Origin of the sequence: Rugamonas fusca (genome assembly GCF_014042365.1) — a bacterium.
Lineage (GTDB): Bacteria > Pseudomonadota > Gammaproteobacteria > Burkholderiales > Burkholderiaceae_D > Rugamonas > Rugamonas fusca.
Map to the genome: position 1 here is coordinate 22,144 of NZ_JACEZS010000035.1, position 21,945 is coordinate 44,088.

General features: G+C 64.1%; 10 protein-coding genes. 5 read left to right on the plus strand and 5 right to left on the minus strand.

What is annotated here, in order from left to right:
* Positions 1-23: 23 nt before the first annotated feature.
* A complete protein-coding gene (locus H3H36_RS27235; RefSeq protein WP_311196690.1) occupies positions 24-350 on the plus strand; it encodes a TonB-dependent receptor in 327 nt (108 codons plus the stop codon).
* 65 nt (positions 351-415) lie between these two features.
* On the opposite strand, the gene H3H36_RS24860 is transcribed toward H3H36_RS27235, so the two are convergent.
* On the minus strand, positions 416-3,325 hold the full coding sequence (locus H3H36_RS24860; RefSeq protein ID WP_182220740.1) for a TonB-dependent receptor domain-containing protein: 2,910 nt from the start codon (positions 3,323-3,325) through the stop codon (positions 416-418).
* Between the two features lie 1,070 nt (positions 3,326-4,395).
* On the opposite strand from H3H36_RS24860, the gene H3H36_RS24865 reads away from it, so the two are divergent.
* Positions 4,396-7,125 carry a TonB-dependent receptor domain-containing protein gene (locus H3H36_RS24865; protein WP_182220741.1) on the plus strand — a complete coding sequence of 910 codons (2,730 nt, stop codon included), beginning with the start codon at positions 4,396-4,398 and terminating at the stop codon, positions 7,123-7,125.
* Positions 7,126-7,244: 119 nt separating this feature from the next.
* Here H3H36_RS24865 and aroG read toward each other — a convergent pair whose 3' ends face one another.
* The 4 genes from aroG to H3H36_RS24885 form a co-directional block, all read right to left on the minus strand.
* Entirely contained in the window at positions 7,245-8,318 is a 1,074-nt protein-coding gene (aroG, locus tag H3H36_RS24870) for a 3-deoxy-7-phosphoheptulonate synthase AroG (RefSeq protein WP_182220742.1), read from the minus strand.
* Positions 8,319-8,631: 313 nt separating this feature from the next.
* Positions 8,632-10,092 (minus strand): metalloprotease TldD, encoded by a 1,461-nt coding sequence (gene tldD / locus H3H36_RS24875; protein WP_182220743.1) that lies wholly within the window; start codon positions 10,090-10,092, stop codon positions 8,632-8,634.
* Between the two features lie 44 nt (positions 10,093-10,136).
* Positions 10,137-10,934 (minus strand): carbon-nitrogen hydrolase family protein, encoded by a 798-nt coding sequence (locus tag H3H36_RS24880; protein ID WP_182220744.1) that lies wholly within the window; start codon positions 10,932-10,934, stop codon positions 10,137-10,139.
* An 18-nt stretch (positions 10,935-10,952) separates the two neighbouring features.
* Entirely contained in the window at positions 10,953-15,098 is a 4,146-nt protein-coding gene (locus H3H36_RS24885; protein WP_311196691.1) for a YhdP family protein, read from the minus strand.
* Between the two features lie 210 nt (positions 15,099-15,308).
* Between H3H36_RS24885 and glnE the strand changes: the two genes are divergently transcribed.
* From glnE to H3H36_RS24900, 3 genes are all read left to right on the plus strand, one after another.
* On the plus strand, positions 15,309-18,038 hold the full coding sequence (gene glnE, locus H3H36_RS24890; RefSeq protein ID WP_182220745.1) for a bifunctional [glutamate--ammonia ligase]-adenylyl-L-tyrosine phosphorylase/[glutamate--ammonia-ligase] adenylyltransferase: 2,730 nt from the start codon (positions 15,309-15,311) through the stop codon (positions 18,036-18,038).
* Positions 18,039-18,283: 245 nt separating this feature from the next.
* Positions 18,284-21,136 (plus strand): TonB-dependent receptor plug domain-containing protein, encoded by a 2,853-nt coding sequence (locus H3H36_RS24895; RefSeq protein ID WP_182220746.1) that lies wholly within the window; start codon positions 18,284-18,286, stop codon positions 21,134-21,136.
* 205 nt (positions 21,137-21,341) lie between these two features.
* The gene (locus H3H36_RS24900) at positions 21,342-21,800 is read left to right on the plus strand and encodes a cache domain-containing protein (RefSeq protein ID WP_182220747.1); all 459 of its coding nucleotides are present in this window, start codon (positions 21,342-21,344) and stop codon (positions 21,798-21,800) included.
* The last annotated feature ends 145 nt before the right edge of the window (positions 21,801-21,945 follow it).

The following is a 21,945-nucleotide window of genomic DNA, read 5'->3' on the forward strand; positions in this document are numbered from 1 at the left end:
GCGTCTATGGCGACAACAATCCGGTGTTCCGCTGGAAGCATCACGCCGCGCTGAGCTGGCGGCTGGGCCCGTGGGGCGCTACCCTGAGCCAGTCGTTCAAGTCCGGCTACACCGACCAGAACCAGGTGGACGCCCAGTACAAGCAGGACGTGGGCCGTTACGCGCTGTGGAATTTCTCCGGCAGCTACACCGGCTTCAAGGGATTGACCTTGATGGCGGGCGTGAAGAACCTGTTCGACAAGAATCCGCCCTTCACCAACCAGGGCACCATGTTCCAGAAAGGCGATGACCCGCGCTACACCGCCCCGGTCGGCCGTGCCCTGTACCTGCGCGGCAGCTACAGCTTTTGAGCGCGGCGGACATAAAAAAACCCCGGGCAAGCCCGGGGTTTTTTGGGGTGCTAAGCCTTACGGCATCAGAACTTGACGTTACCCGACAGGTAGAACGAACGGCCAATCGGATCAGCGTAACGACCATCGTAGCCGGTCTGGTTGCCGCCACCAGCGTTCTGCAGCGTCAGCGGTGGGTTACGATCGAAGATGTTCTTCACACCGCCGGTCAGGCTGAACTTGCCGAAGTCGTACTTGCCCTGCCAGTCGAAGGTGGTGTACGAAGGGGTCCACAGGCCATCAAACGCCACCGACGAACCTTTCGTGCCATCCGGGTTGGCGGCGTAGATCGAGGTGCCCACAGGGTAGGCCTGGTCATGGTAGCCCGACTTGTAGTGCGCCGTCACGGTGTTGGTCATCTTGCCGTTGGTCAGGCTCAGCGACAGGTTGGTCTGCACGCGGAACACGACAGCGTTGTCAGGACCGAAGGTGCCCAGATCGGAGTTCACCGCGCCACCCGCTTCGGTGGTGTAGTTCTGCTTGATCATGTAGGTACCATTCCAGTTCGCACGCAGGTCGCCGAACGACGACTTGGCACGATAGGCGAAGTCCCAATCCACACCGCGGTAGTTAGCCACACCACCGTTGATCGGCGCCAGCAGGTAAGCGATCGTGGTGTAGCCAGCTGGGTCTGGGTACGGGTTGGTGAACAGGTACTTGTACTGTTGCGGGTTGGCGAAGCCAACCTGCTCAGGCGTACCGGCGGACAGCACCTGGTTGCGGATCTGCACGTTCCACAGGTCCATACCGAGCGACAGGCCTTTGACTGGCTCGATCACGCCACCGAAGGTCCACTGCTTCGATTTCTCAGGCTGCAGGCCGGCCGAGCCGCTGGCGCCGTTCGGGCCACTCAGCAGATCGTACTGGGCGTTGCCCACCAGGCAGCCGGTCGAACCAGGGAATGGGCAAGCGTAGCTGCCCGAGGTGCTGCCACCGAAGGTGTTGGCACCGGCGATGTCGTTGATGTTAGGCGCCTTGAAACCGGTGCCGTAAGCGGCGCGCACCAGCACGCTCTCAACCGGGGTCCAACGGGCGCTGACCTTGTAGGTGCCGGCGCTGCTGGTGTTGCCCAGATCGCCGCTGGCCAGTTGCTGCTGGATGCCATTGGCATCAGGCACGGTCGCGAAGATGTAGTTGCTGTGGGTCTTGCCGTAGCTGTCGTAACGGCCCGACACGGTCGCTTCCAGGGTCTTGGTCACTGGCAGCAGGATCTCGGTGAACGCACCCCAGTTGTTGCGGCTGGCGTCGAACGGTACCTGGCCATAGTTGCCGCCGACTGGGTAGTCGTCGGACGCTGGCTGGGTCGAGAAGCCGGACTGCGACAGGATCAGCGGGCTGTACGCGGTCTGGTAGTGGGTCTTGGAGTAGTCGCCACCGAGGGAGATGATCGACGTACCGCCGCCCAGTTCCATCAGGTCATGCTGCGCCTTGGCGTGCAGCGTGTTCAGCTTGGAGTCGGTGGTCGAGAAGTTGACGCCGTTCAGCAGCGCGTTCTTCAACAGGCCCGCACCAGTGCCCATCACAGGATCGTAGGCGCCCGAGGCCACCAGCGACTGCAGCTGGCTGAAGTCGGTGTAGCCACCGGCCGCGTTGTCCTTGATCTTGCTGCTCGACAGGATCAGGCTGGCCGTGTAGCCCCAGCCGGCCGCCTGGCCGTCGATACCGGCGGCGAAGTGACGCGCGTCGGTCACGAATTCGTCGGTACGGCCGCCCACCAGCACGGAACGGTAGCCCAGGGTTGCTTTCTGGGTTGGGTTTTCCAGGCCGTTCGCATCCAGGTAGGGCTGCACGTATTTGGCGTACAGGCCTGGGAAACGGGTGGTCGAGTTGACGCCCATCGGCTGTGCCGAAGGTGCGAACTGGGCGGTCATCGAGAAGCTCGACAGGACCAGCTCACTCCACAGGGTGGTATCTTCGTTCAGTTGCAGGGTGCCCTTCAGCAAGCCACTGTCGCGGCGGTTGCCGGGAATGTCTTCCACGGTGGCGGCGTAGTTGAAGCGGCACTGGGAACCGGCGGCGCCAGCCAGCGGGCTGCCGCAGTTGCCGTTGGCGGCCAGGAACGGGTTGATGGCCACGCCATGGGTGGCGACATCGGCGGCCGAACCGGCGGGACGCACGTTGAAGGTCAGGTTGGCCGGCTCGGTGTTGCCGGTGCGCTGGTCAAAGAAGTAGTCCTTGCCGCCGTTGCTGAACTTGAAGTAAGCGCCCTTGGCCGAGAAGTCACGCTGCAGCGCGGTCAGGCGCTGCTGTTCGTCGTGGCTGTACGAGAACAGGATGTTGAACTTGTCGGTGTCCAGGTCGCCCCAGCCCTTGGTGATGCCGGCGTTCATCGAACGGCCGCCAGATTTCTTGGGCTGGTTGTAGGTGGCGTAGGCTTCGCCCTTGGTGTTGTTCTTCTTCAGGATGAAGTTGACGACGCCGGCGATGGCGTCCGAACCGTACAGGGCGGAAGCGCCATCGGTCAGGATCTCGACGCGCTCAACCGCTTCCAGCGGGATCGATTCGATGTTGACGGCATAGCCGCCGCCCTGGCCCGAACCCACGGCCGTGGGCGCCATGCGCTGGCCGTCCAGCAGCACCAGCGTGTATTTCGATGGCAGCGAGTGCAGCGCCGCGGTGGTGGCGCCGCCGCCGCCGCCGTTCACGGAGCTCGACGATGGCACGAAGCCTTGCATCGATGGCAGCATCTGGATCAGGTCCGACGCCGATGCGGCACCGCTCTTCTTGATGTCATCCTGGTTCAGCACTTGAACCGGCAGTGCGCCTTCCTTGGCGATCCGCTTGATCGACGAACCGGTGATTTCCACCCGCTGGATGGTCGTGTCCGTGGTCGTTTGCTGCGCCAGTACGGGCTGGGCCAGCAAACCGAAACCTACAGCTACACCGCCCGAGAACATCAGGCGCAGTGAGCGCGACAGTACAGTTTCTTTAATCATTGCTATCCTTGAATTTGAATTTTATTAAGCGACACGCCGGCTGGTAGGTTGGTGCGTCGGCTAAACACTGCTCTCTTTAAGCATGAATTGCGCGGATTTGAGCATTTTGTGATGCCACAAGGCCGCATGGTTCAAGCAAGGCCGGGGGCCGGTTTCTCCCCGATTTATTTACCAGTTCACCATTTCAGGCAAATTTAAGTAGGCTTTTGGACGAAAACAGCCACTTAACTGATCATGGATGAGAACATGGCTGCACAAACAGTGTCAACGCGCCCCATGTCATCAAGATGTAATAAAACAACAAACATGCAAGTATTCCTCGCCCTCAGCCCGATTCTTGGTGCACTATGCGACACTGGGGTGGTACACATCAGCCATATCCCGTCAAAAAACTGTCTCTTTTCAGTCTTAGCATGATGTAAATATTGCCTGAGACATCCTTGCGGCGACGTCCAAAACGGCACGGACAACCATGCCGCGCCATCCCTGCCCAACTTCAAGCTCCGGTCTCCGGCCGGCCGCCACTTTGACTCAAGCTTCCCATCAACCGTGGCGCCCCTTCATGGCGGCCATTGCGCGTCCGATCAGGGACGAACATGTTGTTCTGGCGCCACAAAAAATATCACAAATATAAGTTAATGCCTTCCAGGAAAGTTTTGGAAATTCAAAACAAGTTACCGGTTATCAAAACATTATGGATGTGGTGCAATTTTTAAAGCACTTTAATTTCTCACTCGCGATTATTTTATAAACAAAATTAATTTTCATCACTTTTCCTGTGAAAAGAGGGGGCGGGCAAGACACATAATTAGTAAAGGACATCAACATTTACAGATTGACACCCCAGTACGCGAATGATTAGATGCCAGCCGAAGAAGGGGCAAACCAGCCCTCTTTTCCGGGGAGGGGAAACATGGCCTCTTTTGCGCGACCCAGCAGCCGACGCGACGACCGGTCGTGACAGTCACTGGGACTTTTAGTAGAAATTCGGGGAGTCTAAAGAAATGATGGTTGAAACAGTTTTATCCCGCTCGATCCGTCTGATGTGCGCAGGCGGTCTGGCTCTGGGCATGCATGCGGCATACGCACAGGAAGCCCAACCTCAAACGGTGCAACGGATCGAGATCACCGGCTCCAGCATCAAACGCATCGCGGCCGAAGCGTCGCTGCCGGTGCAGACTTTTAACGAAAAAGACATCAAGCGCGCCGGCGTCACGTCGGCCACCGACTTCATCCAGCAGCTGCCGGTCATGCAAGGCTTCACCACGTCGGCCGACGCGGTCGGCGGCGGCGGCGGCGGCATCACCACCGCCTCGCTGCACGATGTGGGCGAACAATACACGCTGGTGCTGGTGAACGGCCGTCGCATCGCGCCGTCCAATTCCGGCACCACCATCGACATCAGCACCATTCCACTGTCGGCCATCGAGCGCGTGGAAGTGCTGACTGACGGCGCCTCCGCGCTGTACGGCGCCGACGCGATCGCCGGCGTGGTCAACTTCATCCTGAAAAAAGGCGCCGCCCCGCTGTCGATCGACGCCAAGTACAGCAAGCCGCAAGGTCCGGGCGGCAAGGACAAGTCGGTCAGCATCGCCAAGGGCTTCGGCGACATCGACGACGACGGCTACAGCGTGTTCCTGGCGGCCAGCCACCAGGAATCGGAGCGCATGAAGGCGTCCCAGCGCGACTTCGCCAAGACCGGCATCATCAACTTCAACGACCCCGTCACGGGCAAGCCACTGCAGTTCTTCAACGGCTCCTCGCGTTCGATTCCGCCTAACGTCACCATCCGCTACAAGGATGCCGCCGGCGCCAGCAAGTCGGTCAACGTCAATCCTTACATGAAGATCAACGGCAAGTGCCCACCGGCACACGTTGACGCCTTCGGCGACGGCCAATGCTATTTCGACTACACCTCGACCGTGGAAATCGCGCCGGAAGTCAAGCGCGACAACGTCTATGGCTCGGGCACCGTCAAGCTGGGCAACAGCGGCTTTAACGCCTTCACCCAGATTGCGCTGGGCGAATCGCACACCTATGCCAACATCGCCCCCTATCCCGCTGAATTCGCGCTGGCGAAGTCCTCGCCCCTGTTCGCCAAGTACGTCACGCCTTACCTGACGCCACAGCAGCTGAGCGGCATGACCTCGGCCACCGTCAAGTACCGCCTGCAGGACCTGGGTGGCCGCGCCTATGACTACGAGAGCAAGACGGCCGACGTGGTCGCCGGTGTCGACGGCAGCGCCATGGGCTGGGATATCAATTCCGCCTTCACCTATTCGACCAACCATGCACCAACCAACTATGTCGGCGGCTTCCCGCTGGCTGACAAGTTCAACGCGGCGCTGGCCAGTGGCGCTATCGATCCGTTCCCGTACGCAGTCGGCCAGATGCCCAAGGACATGATCGACGCGCTGAAAGCGACCCAGTACGTCGGCAACTACACCGACGTGAAGATCAAGATGCACGGCTTCGACGTGCACGGCTCGCACGACCTGTTCGCCATGCCAGGCGGCAAGTCGCAGATCGCCGTGGGCGCCGACTACCGCAAGACCAGCTACTCGGAAAAAGGCAACGACGCGGTCGCCCACTCGGAAATCCTGTTCGATTCGGACCAGACCCCGTTTGACTTCACCCGCCACAACGCCGGCGCCTTCACGGAAGTGCTGATGCCGATCGTGAAAGACCTGGAAGTGACGGGCTCGCTGCGCTACGACAGCATCAGCAAGCTGACCGACAACCTGGCCAACACCTCCATCGGCGACAACCAGTCGGCCACCACCTACAAGCTGAGCGCCCGCTACCAGCCGGCCAAGACGGTGCTGCTGCGCGCCGCCTACGGCACCGGCTTCCGCGTGGCCGACATGAAGCAGATCGGCCAGCCACTGGCTGACTTCGGTGTCACCGGCGGCACCTACAACTGCCCGCTGAGCGCCGCCAACGGCCTGGCCAACCATCCGCTGGCCCAGTACTGCGATGGCCGCAACCAGCTGGAAGTATGGAAAGGTGGCAATGCCAACCTGAAGCCTGAGCACTCCAAGCAGTGGTCGTTCGGCACCGTGTGGGAGCCAAATGCCTCGTTCAGCGCCAAGGTTGACGTGTGGAACGTGGAAATCCGTGACGCGGTGACCTCGGTCAGCGAATCGCTGATCGCCAACAACCCGAACAAGTACATCGACCTGTACACCACCAAGTACAAGGCGTCGACGGGCGTGAACGCGCTGGCGATCAAACTGATTCCGATTAACATCGGCCGTCAGGAAAACCGCGGCATCGACTACGACCTGCTGTTCAAGACCAAGCTGGGCGAAGCCAAGCTGACCAACCGCCTGGCCGGTACCTTCCTGCTCAAGTCGCGCCATACCACCCCAGGTACCAGCGACAGCTGGGAAAGCAGCCTGAACGAATATGGCAGCGATGACAACGTCGCGTTCCGCAACGTCGTGAAAGCTTCCAGCACCTACGAGCTGGGCCCATGGACGCATACCCTGACCGCCAACTACCGTAACGGCTACAAGGACAAGCACCATGACATCGACAACTGCGCCGTGACCACCAACGACGCAGCCCAGGATTGCGTCGATGTGCAGCTGGAAGTGCCAAGCTACATGACGTTCGACCTGCAGTCGCAGTACCACGTGATGAAGAACCTGGACATTACGGCCGGCATCAACAACCTGGCCGACCGCAATCCACCGCTGTCGCTGCGTAACACGGGCTCGCACCAGCTGGGCTACGACCCACGCTACGCCAGCGCCGTGGGCCGTACCTTCTACCTGAGCGGCTCGTACAAGTTCTGATACGCTAAGCTCTGTAGCTAAAAAGCCCGCCGGTTCGCACCGGCGGGCTTTTTTCATTGTGGCGGGCGCGGCCAGCGTGCTCCGCCATGGAACCGGCCCCGCGCGGGGCCGGCGCCGCTTCAGTCGGCGGCCCGTTCCTCGGCCTTCAGGCGGCGCTGGCGCACGGCGTCGGCCAGGCTGTGCAGCACTTGCACGCTGCTGTCCCAGTCGATGCAGCCGTCCGTGACGGACTGGCCGTACACCAGTTCCTTGCCCGGCACCAGGTCCTGGCGGCCGGCCACCAGGTTCGATTCCACCATCACGCCGATGATGCGGCTGTCGCCGCCGGCCACCTGGCTGGCGATGTCGGCACATACGGGGATCTGGTTCTCCGGCTTCTTGGAACTGTTGGCGTGCGACGCGTCGATCATCAGGCGCGCCGCCAGGCCCTGGGCTGCGATCGCCTTGCACGCCTCTTCCACGCTGGCCGCGTCATAGTTGGGCGCCTTGCCGCCGCGCAGGATGATGTGGCAATCCTCGTTGCCGTTGGTCGACACGATGGCCGAGTGGCCGCCCTTGGTCACGGACAGGAAGTGGTGCGGCTGGGAGGCCGCCTTGATGGCTTCCACGGCGATCTTGACGTTGCCATCCGTACCGTTCTTGAAGCCAACCGGGCACGACAGCCCCGACGCCAGTTCGCGGTGCACCTGCGACTCCGTGGTGCGCGCGCCGATGGCGCCCCAGCTGATCAGGTCGGCGATGTACTGCGGGCTGATCACGTCCAGGTATTCGGTGCCGGCCGGCAAGCCCAGCTCGTTGATGTCGCGCAGCAGTTCGCGCGCCATGCGCAGGCCGTCGTTGATGCGGAAGCTGTTGTCCATGTAGGGGTCGTTGATCAGGCCCTTCCAGCCCACCGTGGTGCGTGGTTTCTCGAAATAGACGCGCATCACGATCTCCAGCTCGCCGGCCAGTTCCTGGCGCAGCTTGACCAGGCGCTGGGCGTACTCCATGGCCGCCTTGGGATCGTGGATCGAGCACGGGCCGATCACCACCATCAGGCGGTCGTCCTGGCCGTGCAGGATGCGGTGCAGCGCCACGCGTGCCGCGGCCGCCGTCTGCTCGGCCGCTTCCGTGCAGGCAAATTCACGGATCAGGTGCGAAGGCGGCGTCAGTTCCTTCATTTCGCGGATACGCAGGTCGTCGGTACGGGGCATGCTGTTACTCCTTCAGGGTTCGATGGTGAGCTGGATAAGAAATTCGGGGTAAAAAAAAACCGCCATCGCTGGCGGTTTTCTCGGATTCTGCTGGGTTACGTTTTGCTGCTACGTGTACCGGCCGCTACTCCACCGCCTTGAGGCTGGAATTGCTAAAGTAAAAATAGCCGGTAAAGAAAACAATCGAGCGCATGAACGAAATCCGTGGTGTTTGGACGACTATAACAACAATAGACTGAAATTGGCAAGGCTTTCCTTGGAATAAGCTTATATCTGAGCCATGTTGTTGTTCTTCACTTGATCCGGCGATGGCTTACGCCGTGCCGCCCACCGTCACGCCATCGAGACGCAACGTAGGCTGGCCCACGCCCACCGGCACGCTCTGGCCTTCCTTGCCGCATACGCCCACGCCCGGATCGAGGCGCATGTCGTTGCCGATCATGGATACGCGGTTGAGCACATCGGGACCGTTGCCGATCAGCGTCGCACCCTTGACCGGATAGCTGATCTTGCCATCCTCGATCATGTAAGCCTCGCTGGCCGAGAACACGAACTTGCCGTTGGTGATATCGACCTGGCCGCCGCCGAAATTGACGGCGTACAAACCATTCTTGACGGACGCCAGGATCTCCGCCGGGTCCTTGTCGCCACCGAGCATGTAGGTGTTGGTCATGCGCGGCATGGGCAGGTGGGCGAACGATTCGCGCCGCGCGTTGCCCGTCACGGGCATCTTCATCAGGCGCGCGTTCATGGTGTCCTGGATGTAGCCTTTCAGGATGCCATCTTCGATCAGCGTGGTGCACTGGGTCGGGTTGCCCTCGTCGTCCATGTTGAGCGAACCGCGGCGGTCGGCCAGGGTGCCGTCGTCCACCACCGTCACGCCCTTGGCCGCCACGCGCTCGCCGATGCGGCCGGAGAAGGTGGACGAACCCTTGCGGTTGAAGTCGCCCTCGAGGCCGTGGCCGATCGCTTCATGCAGCAGGATGCCGGGCCAGCCCGGGCCCAGCACCACGGTCATGGGACCGGCCGGGGCCGGCCGCGCATCGAGGTTGACGATGGCCGAATTGACGGCGTCCGTCGCGTACTGGTCCAGCAGCGCATCGCTGAAGTAGCCGTAGTCGTAGCGGCCACCGCCGCCGGACGAACCCACTTCGCGGCGGCCGTTCTGTTCCACGATCACCGTCAGCGACACCCGCACCAGCGGGCGGATGTCGGCCGCCAGCACGCCATCGCTGCGCACCACCAGCACCACGTCGTATTCGCCGGCCAGGCCCGCCATCACCTGCACCACGCGCGGGTCCTTGGCGCGGGCCATTTTCTCGATCCGCTCCAGCAGCTTGACCTTGGCCGTCGCGTCCAGCGACACCAGCGGATCGTGCGGCAGGTACAGCGAGCGCACGCCCTGCTGCGTCATGGCGCCGGCCACCTTGACCTTGCCGGCGCCCGCGCGCGCGATAGTGCGGGTGGCAGCGGCCGCGTCCAGCAGCGCGCTTTCGGAAATGTCGTCCGAGTAGGCGAACGCCGTCTTGTCGCCGGACACGGCGCGCACGCCCACGCCCTGGTCGATCGAGAAGCTGCCCGTCTTGACGATGCCCTCTTCCAGGCTCCAGCCTTCGTTCTTGGTGAACTGGAAGTACAGGTCGGCGTAATCGACCTTGTGGGTAAACATGGAGCCCAGCGCCTTGAGCAGCTTGGCTTCGTCCAGGCCGAACGGCGTCAGCAGGATGTCGCGCGCCACGGCCAGGGTGGAAAGATTCGGTTCAAATGGGGTCATGATGTTGCCTCTGATTAGTTGCTGCCATTGTATCGGAAGGCGGCTCACATGGTGCGGTGTTTCAGCGCCGGCAAGCTCTCGCGCACGCTGGCCATGAAACCGGGATCGACCTCGCCATGGATCACGCCTTCGCCCTCGGGCAGCACGGCCTTGATCTCGCCCCACGGGTCGACCAGCATGCTGTGGCCCCAGGTACGGCGGCCATTGACATGCAAGCCCCCCTGGGCCGCGGCCAGCACATAGCACTGGTTCTCGATGGCGCGCGCGCGCAGCAGCACTTCCCAGTGGGCGCGGCCGGTGGTGTAGGTGAACGCGGCCGGCACCACGATCATGGCCACCGGGCCCATGGCGCGGTACAGCTCCGGGAAGCGCAAGTCGTAGCACACGGACAGCCCGACCTTGCCGAACGGCCCGTCAACCGTGCCCACGGTGCGGCCCGGCACGATGGTCTGCGCCTCGTCATATGATTCGGTGCCCTTGCTGAAGCCGAACAGGTGGATCTTGTCGTAGCGGCCCACGTGCTCGCCGTCGGGGTTGTAGATCAGCGTGGTGTTGATCACCTTGCCCGCCTGGTCCGATACCAGCGGCAAGGTGCCGCCGATCAGCCACACGCCATACTGGCGCGCCATGGCGGCCATGAACTGCTGGATCGGGCCGCTGCCGGGGCGCTCCGCGTGATCGACCTTGTCGCTGTCGCTCAAGCCCATGATGGCCCAGTATTCGGGCAACAGCACCAGCTCGGCGCCCGTGTCGGCGGCCTGGGCGATCAGGCGGCGCGCGGTGGCGATGTTGTGCGCCACATCGGGCGAGGAAATCATCTGGACGGCGGCGACGGTATGCATGGGGTACCTCGGAGAAAGTTATTGGGCCGGCACGGTGGCGGGCGCCGGTTCGGGCTGCGCGCTGGCCAGCTTGGTCACGACGGGCGCCTTCCACGGCCCCGTCACCTGCATCTGGTAAGTGAGCGCCTTCATCACGGGCGCGCTCAGGAACAGCTGGGCCAGGAAACTGCCCAGCCCGATCACGGGATTGACGGCCAGCGCGTACACCAGCGGCGCCGTGCCCAGGTTCACCTGCGGGATCACCACCACGTGCAGATTGGTCGACTCGTTGGCAATATCGGCCGTGCCATCCATCAGTACAGTAGCGGCCACGCCGTGCATTTTCAAGTTGTCCGTCTTGACGATGCCGTGGTCGATGGCGGCGTTGGCCGTGATGCCGTCGAACGCCAGCCCTTCCGAGAACACGTCGTGGAAGTCGAGCTTGAGCAGGCGCGGCAAGGCTTGCAGGCTCAGCACACCGAGCAGCTTGGCCGCGCCCGGGTCCTGCTTGAGGAACTGGCCTTTTTCCACGTTCATCGTGATCTGGCCCGACAGGCTGGGAATGTCGAACGCATACGGCAAGCCCTTCCAGGCGATGTCGCCCGACAGCGTGCCCTTGCCGCCGCGCAGCGTGCCGGCGAAGCCGAAGCGGTCCAGCAGCTTGCCCGCGTCCACCAGGTCCAGGCCGAAATTGAGGCTGCTGCGCTGCACGCCATCCCGGCTCACCCAGCGGCCCGTGCCTTTCAATTCGCCATCGGGATTGGCCAGCGACAGCTTGCTCACGCGCCATTCGCGTCCCGTGCTCAGCATGACGTTATTGGCCTGCAATTCCAGCTTGCCCAGCGGCTTGTTGAACAGCTCGAAGCGCTCGGCCATGATGTCGAGCGCGGGGATGGTGGCCGTGCTGTTCTTGCCTTCGAGCAGGTCGCGCACGTCGCCGGCGGCCGACTCGGGAATGATCAAGGTGGACAGGCGGGCCGTGACCTTGCCCAGGCCACCGGGCGCTTCGGCCCACGTCAGGTAACCATTGGCCTGGCCGGAATCAATGTTGGCTTGCCACACGTTTTTCTGGTGCGACAGGCCCAGCAACACATTCTCGAACTTGCGGTCGCCTGCCAGCAGTTCGCCGGCCCGCACCACGATGGCGTCCGGCTGCACGAACTGGGCCACGTCCATGCCCTCGTCGTCGGCGGCCGGCCTCGCCAGCCCTGGCGCGGCGGCGGGCGCGCTGTTCATGGCGCTGGCCAGGTCCAGCCACGCGTCCACGTTCAGCGCCCGCATGTTGAGGTTGAAGGCCACGCCGCTGTCGGGCTCGGGCGCCGGCGCGTTCACGCCGATGCCGCCGCGCAGCAGCCGCCACGGCCCCTTGCCCGTCTTCTGGCGCTGGTAGCGGGCCGCGATGGCGTTGCCGATACCAATACGGATATCGTCGCGCCACGCGCCCCCTTCCGGATTGAGGTTGCTGCTCATCACAAAGCGCAGCGGCAGCGCTTCCGGCGCCGCCTTTTTCAACGGTGCCGGCAAGTCCAGCCCCGCCCCCACCAGGCTGGTATCGACGGCAATCTGCAATTGATGGTCGCGCACCGTGACCTGGCCGCCGAACCGGGTGGCGCCCGAGAAATGGCTGCCCAGGCGTTGCATGGCTGGCGCCGGATAATTCCTGCGGAAGCCGTCCGCCGTGACGGTGCCGGCCAGCTTGACGACGATGGCGTTGTCGCGCTGGCTGCCGCCGCTGATGGCCACCGGCCCCCCCAGGAAACTGCCGCCCAGCCCGTTCAGGTTCACGCCCCGTTCATTGAATTCGATCTTGCCCTGCGCGCCCAGCACGGGCGGCAAGTCGTTGAACAGCGCCACGTCGTTGCCCTGCAACTGCAGCACGCCCAGTACCTTGGCGTCGATGATGTGGTTGAGCGGCAGATGCAGCTTGAGCGCCAGTTTCGTGTTCCCGCTGGCCTGGGTTTCGTCCGTGAAGTGGCTGATCCATTCCTGCACCGGGCTCACCGTCACGTACTTGAGGAATTCCTGCATGGGGCCGGTGGCGGTGCCGTCGATGTCGAGCATCATGTCGTGCACGGTCAGGTCGGGAATCACGGCCTTCACGTTGGCCAGCGCGGCGCCGCCGGTGCGCGCCGTGTCACCACGGATCTCCATGCGTGGGCCTTCGAACACGAAGCTGCCCTTGATCTTTTCCGCCTGCGGCCACAAGGGCAGCTTGCCATCATCGTGCAGGAATTCGCCGGGCGTGTAGTTCAGGCGCGCGTTCTCCAGCCGGCCCGCGACCCGGAATTCGCCGCGCGCGCGCTCGGCCGCCGAGTCGGTGCGAAACGGGAAGTGGGCCAGGTCGCCGCGCAGGCGCAGCGTCACGTCCTGCGCCACGCCATCCTCCAGCGCGCCCGTCAGCCAGGCCCGCAAGTCATGTGGCGTTTGCAGCGGCAGGTAGCGGTCTATCGTGTTCAGGGCGAAGCCGTTGAGCTTGCCCGTGAAATCCACCTGGCCCAGGCCCTTGCCGACCAGCGGCAACACGTGGCTGCCCGACAGCGAAGCCGTCAAGCCCTGCTGGGCGAAGTCCAGGCTGTCCACCTGCACGCGCAGCTGGTCATCCTTTTCGAACGACCAGCGCGCCTGCATGGCCAGCCGGTCGAACGGCATCGACGGTTCCGTGAAATAGGCGGGCATCTGCAACACCAGCTGCCGGGTATCCAGGCTCAGCGTGCCGCCCTTTTCGGTGGCGTCGATCGAGCCGCTCAGGTTGTCGAAGCCGGGAATGGCGGGCATGCCGGCGATGGCCGGACTGTGGGCCGTCTTCGGCTGCGGCGGCTGGGCCGGCAGCGGGTTCAGGCCCAGCCCGTCCAGGCGGCCGCGCAGGCGGTAGGTTTGCAGGGCCGGATAGGCGCCCCGCCATTCGGCCGACACGTCCAGCAGCCGGCCATGGGGCGCGAAGTCGGCCAGCATCTTGCGCTGGCGCGGCGTGAGCGGCAGGCGTCCGGCCAGGCTGGCCAGCGTTTGCAAGTCCAGCAGCGGCGCGCGCAACTCCGTCTTTTCCGGCTGCTTGCCGGTGGCGGCCAGGTGATGTTCGAACAGCGAGGTGGGCGCCAGCGTGAGGCCATCGCGCGTGGTCAGCGAAAAGTTGCTCAGCTCGACCGTGTGGCCGCGTGCGCCGAAGGTGGGCTTGCCTTCCTTGTCGCCGGCCGGATATTCCTCGCGCGCGGCCAGCCGGCCCTGCACTTGCAGCAAGTCCAGCGGCGGCAAGTCCTTGCCCAGCACGGCGGCCACGTTGGCCAGGCGCACGTCGGCCATGAAGCCGGCCAGCTTGGCGTGGTCGAGGTCGACCCAGGCCCGCAGCGAACCCTGGCCTGTTTGCACCGTGAACGGATAGCTCAGGTAGGTGTTCCAGGCGGCCAGGTCAGCGTCGCGCAATTGCGCGTACAACTGGCCGGTCCACATGGCCACGTTCGAGACGCGGGAAGTGAAGGCCGGATGGGTGAAGTCGGCGCGCACATCGAGCGGCGCGCTGAGCGCGGCCGGCGGCGTCGCCTTCAGGGCGAACTGGTGGCGCCGCCACTGGTTGCGCAGCACCAGCGTCAGCTGCTCCAGCGCCAGCGGCGGCGCGGCCCGCAACTGGTCGGTCCAGACGATGCGCCCTTCGCGCACGACGATCTCGCGCTGGCCCAGCAGCCAGTCGGCCGTCTTGCCATCGCCGCCCTGGTTCAGGTTGATGTGCACCCCGGCCACCACCAGCGTGCCGTCGGGCAGGCGGCGCGCATCCAGGTCGGGCCGGATCAGCTCCAGCGATTCGAAGCGCACGTCGGCCGCCAGCACGCTCCACCACGACAGCGTGGCCGAGACGCTGGGCAAGGCCAGCACTTGCCGGCCCTGGGCGTCGCGCAGCAGCACGTCGCCCAGGAACAGGTTGGGATGCAGGCCGTTCCACGACGCATACAGGCGCGCGATGGTGACCTGGTTGCCCACGGCGCGGCTGGCCAGCCGTTCGATGTCGGGCTTGTAGTGGTCGATATTGGGCAGGATGGCGTAGCGCAACGCCAGGAACAGCACGCCGAATACGAAATACAACAAGGCCACCGACTTGATGGCGAAGCCAAGCACATGGTGGCTGGCCAGGTTACAGACCCGATAGACGGCACGCAGCCGCTGCCAGCGCACGGCCAGGGGCACGTTGCCTGTCACGGTCTCCTCTGCTGTTTTTTTGTCGAGTAAGCTAATAAATTCAGGCCCGGCGTAAAATACATCGCTACAATCGTCCAGCGCACTTGGGTCCGGGGCACCTCACCGGGCACAAGCCTTTTCGCCTGCGCGGCAATTTTACCGCAACCGCCGAACCGACCGCGCCCCGCTTACATCCGGTTACCGCCACCACGCCAGACTACATCATTGTTCATGAGCCCAACTTCCCTCACGTCCGCCTCCCGCTACTACCAACGCTGGCTGGCCGCCAGCCCCGAACGCCAGCGCCAGGTCGATGAACTGGCGCAATTATCGCTTGCCCGGCTCGATTTTGCTGAATTTTTGGCAAAAGAGACGGGCACCGGGCTGCCGCTGGTGCGCGCCATGCGCCGCCTGCGCAACCTGGTCGTGTGCGGCCTGATCCGACGCGACCTGGACGGCGCGGCCGACCTGGACGAGGTGGTGACCACCATGACCCGCTTCGCCGACTTCGCCATCCAGACCCATCTGGCCGAACTGGATGGCGAGATGCGGGCCGCCCACGGCGTACCCACCGGCCACGACAGCGGCGAGGTGCAGCAACTGATGGTGCTGGCCATGGGCAAGCAGGGTGGCGGCGAGCTGAACGTGTCGTCCGACATCGACCTGATCTTCGTCTACCCCGAGGATGGCGACACGGTGACGACGGAAGCGGGCCAGCGCAGCCTGTCGAACCACGAATACTTCATCCGGCTGGGCAAGAAGCTGATCGCGGCCCTGTCCGAGATCACGGAGGATGGCTACACCTTCCGGGTCGACATGGCGCTGCGCCCGAACGGCGCCTCCGGCCCGCTGGCGGCCAGCCTGGGCATGGTGGAACAGTACCTGATCGTGCAGGGCCGCGAATGGGAGCGCTACGCCTGGGTCAAGGCGCGGGCCGTGACCGGCCGCGCCGAGGATATCGCGGCACTGGACGCCATCGTGCGCCCGTTCTGCTTCCGCCGCTACCTGGACTTTGGCGTGATCGAGGCCATCCGCACCATGCACGCCCAGATCCGCGCCGAGGTCAACCGCCAGGAACGGCTGCATCCGGACCGCAGCAACAACGTCAAGCTGGGCCGGGGCGGCATCCGCGAAATCGAATTCCTGGCCCAGGTGTTCCAGCTGATCCGTGGCGGGCGCGACGCGGCCCTGCGCGACCGCTCCACCCGCGCCACCTTGCGCACGGTGGCCGAGAAAGGCTTGCTGGCGCCGGCCATCGTCGAGGAATTGCTCGCGTGCTATACCTTCCTGCGCAATCTTGAGCACCGGCTGCAATACCTGGACGACGCCCAGACCCACACCCTGCCCGCCAACGAGGCCGACCGGCGGGTGGTGGCGCAGATGATGGGCCTGCCCGACACGGCCACCCTGCTGGCCCGGCTCGATGAATGCCGCGCCTTCGTGGCGACCCAGTTCGACGCCATGTTCGCCGACAAGTCGGCCGGCGCCGAGGCCGACATCGATCCCCAGTCCAGCAACGAATGTGCCGACCCCGACAACCGCGAAGCGATCGAAGCCCGCTTCGCCGCGCTCGGCTTCGAGGACGCGCCCGGCGCCGCCAAGCGCCTGATCGCCACCTGGCAGGCGCCGCGCCTGCAATCGCTGCCCGAGGCCAGCCGCAACCGCCTGGTGGCCCTGGTCAACACGGCCCTGCCCCTGATCGCCCGCTGCGCCGACGAGGCGCGCGCCGGCAACCGCCACGACACGCTGGGCCGCCTGCTCGACTTCCTGGAAGCGATCGCGCGCCGCTCGGCCTATCTGTCGCTGCTGACGGAATACCCGCACACGCTCGAGCGCGTGATCCGCATGGTGCACGCCTCCGGCTGGGCCGCCACCTTCCTCAGCCAGCACCCCATCCTGCTCGACGAACTGCTCGACGACCGCATCCGCAACCTGGTGTTCGACCCGCAGGCGCTGGCGGCCGACCTGGCGCGCCAGCTCGACGCGGCGGCCGGCGACACGGAACGCCAGATGGACATCCTGCGCGAAGTGCACCACGCCCAGCTGTTCCACCTGCTGGCCCAGGACCTGGCCGGCGACCTGACGGTGGAGAAACTGGCCGACCACCTGTCGGCGCTGGCCGACACCATCGTGGCCGCCACCGTGCAAGCCGTGTGGCGCACGGTGGCCACGCGCCACCGCGAAGTGCCGCGCTTCGCCGTGATCGCGTACGGCAAGCTGGGCGGCAAGGAACTCGGTTACGTGTCCGACCTGGACGTGATCTTCCTGTTCGATGACGACGACCAGGAAGCCCCGGCCCAGTACGCCAAGCTGGCGCAGCGTTTCATCACGTGGATGACCTCGCACACCTCGGCCGGCATCCTGTTCGACATCGACATCGCGCTGCGCCCCGACGGCGCCAGCGGCATGCTGGTGTCGAGCGTGGCCGCGTTCGAGCGTTACCAGGCCAGCTCGGCCTGGGTGTGGGAACACCAGGCGCTGACCCGGGCCCGCTATTGCGCCGGCGACGCCGCCATCGGCGCCCGCTTCGAGCAGATCCGCGAGCAGGTGCTGCGCACCCGCCGTCCGCCCGACGGCCCGCTCAAGAGCGAAGTGCTGGCCATGCGCCAGCGCATGTTCGACGCCAAGCCCAACCGCTCGGCCCTGTTCGACCTGAAGCAAGACCGGGGCGGCATGATCGACATCGAATTCATCGTCCAGTTCCTGGTGCTGCAATACGCGGCCGACTATCCCGCACTGACGGGCAACATCGGCAACATCGCCCTGCTCAAGCTGTGCGGCGAACTGGGCCTGATCGACGCCACCCTGGCCGGCCACGTGGCCGACGCCTACCGCGCGCTGCGCAAGTTGCAGCACCAGTTGCGCTTGCAAGGACAGGAACTGGCCAGGGTCGCCCCGGACTTGGTGGCCTCCCAGGCCGCCGCCGTACGCCAGCTGTGGCAAGCCGTTTTCGAGCGCTGATCCCGCCCGCGGTGGCGGACCTGGCCGCCACCGCCCCCTCCCCCCCCGCCATACACCATCTGCACAATTATGCAACTGTGCACAGAAAACAACGAACCGAGTGTTTCCCCCAATTCCGTTAGTGATTCCGTCAGGTAAATTCAGTTTCTGACAACTATAATTAAATAGCATCTATAAATATAGTTTTTGTCACAACCTGGAGCAGCGGCAAGACCGCGCGCCCCGGTCCACTCGGGAGTAATTCTTTGAAGAAGCAAATCAGTCTCAAAAAGAGCGTCGTTGCGGTCGCCCTGACGCTGGCATCGTCACAAGTGGTGATGGCGCAGGAGAGCGGCACCGACAAACCCATCGAAAAAGTCATCGTCACCGGCTCCAGCCTGAAGCATATCGAAGGCGAAACCGCGACCCCGGTGCAAATCATCAAGGCCGAGGAAATCCGTCGCCTGGGCGTGGGTTCGGTCAAGGAATTGCTCGACACCATCACCTCGGCCAGCAGCACGTCGTTGTCCGACATCGGCGGCTCCAATTCGTTCGCCTCGGGTGCCTCGGCCGCCGACCTGCGCGGCCTGGGCAAGCAATCGACCCTGATCCTGCTCAACTCGCGCCGCGTGGCGCCGTATGCGCTGGCCGACTACAACGAAGTGTTCACCAACCTCGATTCGCTGCCGCTGGAGGCGGTGCAACGGGTGGAAGTGTTGCGCAATGGCGGTTCCTCGCTGTACGGCTCGGACGCCGTGGCCGGTGTGATCAACATCATCACCCGTTCCGACTATGAAGGCATCTCGGCCAACGCCAGCCGCGACCAATCCGTGGCCAACGAACAATTCCACAAATACACGGCCAGCCTGACGGGCGGCTTCGGCAACCTGGTCAAGGACCGTTACAACGTGCTGGCCAACGTGGAAGTGTTCAAGCGCGGCGCCGCCACCTGGCGCGACGTGCTCGACGATATCAACCCCGCCTACGGCAACAAATTCAGCGCCGTCGCCAACAAGAGCGGCCTCATGTTCGGCAACCGCGGTACGCCGTCCACCTTCAGCTATCCGGGCAACATCATCGGGGTCGGCCCCGTACCGGGCTGCACCACGTTGAACGCGGGCGGCCTGTGCGTGTACGACCGTTTCGGCCGCTTCGAGGCGCAACCGGCGGCCCAGCGCGTCAATGGCCTGGTGTCGGGCAAGTTTGACATCAACGACAATCTGCAGGCCTTCTCGGAAGTGCTGTTCTCGCACACCCGGACCGACTACCTGCCCGCTTTTGGCTATTACGACTCGACCGCCAGCGACGCTGTCTGGGGCGACCCCAGCACCGGCCAGGCCAAGACCTTCACCTCGCGCTACCTGCCCGCCACCCACCCGCTCAACACCAGCGGCGACGAGGCACCGCTGCGCTATCGCTTCGCCGATTCCGGCGCCAGCCACACCACCACCTCGGACGAGTACCGCGCGCTGGCCGGCTTGCGCGGCACGGTCGGCAAATACGACTGGGAAAGCGCGGTCGGCGTGATGGGCGGCAAGGTCACCGATGACAGCCGCGGCGCGCTCAGCGACAGCGGCTTCCGCCGGGAGATCGGCAACTACGATCCGTCGCAAACCGATCCGCTGTTCTTCAACCGCGGCTACAAGATTGGCCAGGTCAATGCGCCCGACGTGCTGAACGCCTTGTTCCCGCACTACGGCTATGAAGGCAAGATCACCCAGACCTTCGCCGACGCCAAGATCAGCGGCGAAGTGGCCCAGTTGAACGGCCGTCCCGTCGGCCTGGCCGTGGGGGGCGACGTGCGCCACGAGAAGATGAGCATCCTGCCGTCGGCCAACCTGCTGGCTGGCGACATCGTCAGCAATGGCGCCGCCACGGCCGACGCCAGCCGCACCAGCAGCGCGCTGTTCACGGAGCTGAATGTGCCGCTGAGCGCGGCGCTGGAGGTGGTGGGCGCGGCCCGCGTCGACAAATTCCCCGGCTTCAAGGCCCACGTCTCGCCCAAGCTGGCCGCCCGCTTCGAAGCGAGCAAGCAACTGCTGTTCCGCGGCACGCTGGAATCGGGTTTCCGCGCGCCTAACCTGACCGAGAGCGCGCAGTCGAGCAAGTTCTCGTTCAACAATGGCCTCACCGACCCCAAACGCTGCGACCAGGCCCAGGTGCTGGCCAACGACTTGCGCAACAGTGCCGCCAAGCTGCCCGACAACGACACCAACAAGGCGCTGCTGCTGGCCCGCGCCGACGTTGTGGAAGGTAATGAATGCGCGGCCGGCGTGGCCAATATCGTGCGCAACAATCCCGGCCTGAAACCGGAAGTGTCGCACAGCCTGTCGTTCGGCTTCGTGATCGAGCCGGTGCCCGGCACCAACCTGTCGCTGGACTACTTCAACATCAAGCGCAAGGATGAGATCGGCCTGAAGACGACGGACGAACTGCTGGCGGCCGAGGATAGCCTGGCCGCCGGTGTGGTCAACCGCCTGCCCATTGCGCAGGACAAGACCTTCAGCGCCGACGAGCGCGCCAAGTACGGCGTGACGGCGGGCCCGCTGGCATCGATCAGCGGCAGGTTCGAGAACGTCTCCAAGACCAAGACCAGCGGCATCGATATCGGCGGCGCAACCCGGGTCGATACGCGCTGGGGCCGCCTGGACCTGAGCACCAACGCCACCTACCTGCTGGACTTGCGCAATTTCGCCAGCACGCTGGGCCAATACGGCGACAACCTGGCTGGCCGCTACACCTACTCCAAACTGGTGGCCAACATTGGCGGCAGCTTGAAGACGGGTGACTTCACCAACAGCCTGCGCCTGACCTATCACAGCGCGACCAGCCTGCAGGGCGATTACTTCGACAGCGGCTACACGCTGGCCGCCTGCCAGGCCAAGCACTGGAGCGCCGACGAGTGCCGCATCGCGTCCTACCAGCGCCTGGACTACAACGTCAGCTACACGGGCGTGAAGGACTTGACCGTGTCACTGTTCATCGGCAACCTGCTGGGCCGTCGCCCACCGCTGGACCTGAAGAGCTTCAACAAGGACGGCGGCGGCGTGATCCCGCAAGACCTGGCCGACGTGCAAGGCCGTACCGCGCGCGTGATGGCGGAATACAAATTCCGTTAATCGCCTGACGGCGACCAGCGCATGGCGGGTGCCTGGCACCCGCCATTTTTTTGTCTGCGCGCCCCAGCCCAGCTTGCCCTCGGGATGAACAAATCATCAATGTTGCCACAAAACAACATCAGTTGTTGCAATTAAGGTTAGCATGACGGTGAACAATAATCGGCGAACCGGGTGGAGCGCCTGGCTCCCCACGATGGAGATCGACATGCGAGCATACTTTTGCGCCCTGGCCGCTGCTGCGGCCACGGCGACGTCCTGGAGCGCCGCGGCGGCCGACCAGGGCACGCCCGAGCAGGCCGTGGCCATGGTCAAGCGGGCTGTTACCCTGATCAAGAGCGAAGGCCGGGCCAAGGCGTTCGCCGCTATCGGCGACACGGGCAACCCGGACTTCCACCAGCGCGACTTGTACGTGTATGTGTACGACCTGAACGGGGTCGCCCTGGCCCACGGCAACAATCCCAAGATGGTGGGCAAGCCCCTGATCGGCCTGCGCGATAACGAAGGCAAGCCCATCATCCAGGAAATGGTGAAGGTGGCCACCACCAGCGGCAAAGGCTGGGTCGACTACAAATGGCCCAATCCCGTCACCCATGCCGTGGAAGCCAAGTCCGGCTACGTGGAGCGGCTCGACGACATGCTGGTCGGCTCGGGCGTCTATAAATAAGCGCGGCGGCCGGCGCCGAAAAAAAAGGCTATGTCCCCGTTAAGTATTGAACTTCTTGCGGTAAAGGCCCTCCAAGACTGAGTAAATTCATGCTTGGAGGGGCCATGAGAAGCGCAGACTTTGGGCAATTGCTGGCACAACTTAA

Bases quoted from the DNA above. Each gene is read 5' to 3' on its own strand.
- H3H36_RS24860 (WP_182220740.1), bottom strand. From the start codon at position 3,325: ATGATTAAAGAAACTGTACTGTCGCGCTCACTGCGCCTGATGTTCTCG.
- H3H36_RS24865 (WP_182220741.1), top strand. From the start codon at position 4,396: ATGCATGCGGCATACGCACAGGAAGCCCAACCTCAAACGGTGCAACGG.
- aroG (WP_182220742.1), bottom strand. From the start codon at position 8,318: ATGCCCCGTACCGACGACCTGCGTATCCGCGAAATGAAGGAACTGACG.
- tldD (WP_182220743.1), bottom strand. From the start codon at position 10,092: ATGACCCCATTTGAACCGAATCTTTCCACCCTGGCCGTGGCGCGCGAC.
- H3H36_RS24880 (WP_182220744.1), bottom strand. From the start codon at position 10,934: ATGCATACCGTCGCCGCCGTCCAGATGATTTCCTCGCCCGATGTGGCG.
- glnE (WP_182220745.1), top strand. From the start codon at position 15,309: ATGAGCCCAACTTCCCTCACGTCCGCCTCCCGCTACTACCAACGCTGG.
- H3H36_RS24900 (WP_182220747.1), top strand. From the start codon at position 21,342: ATGCGAGCATACTTTTGCGCCCTGGCCGCTGCTGCGGCCACGGCGACG.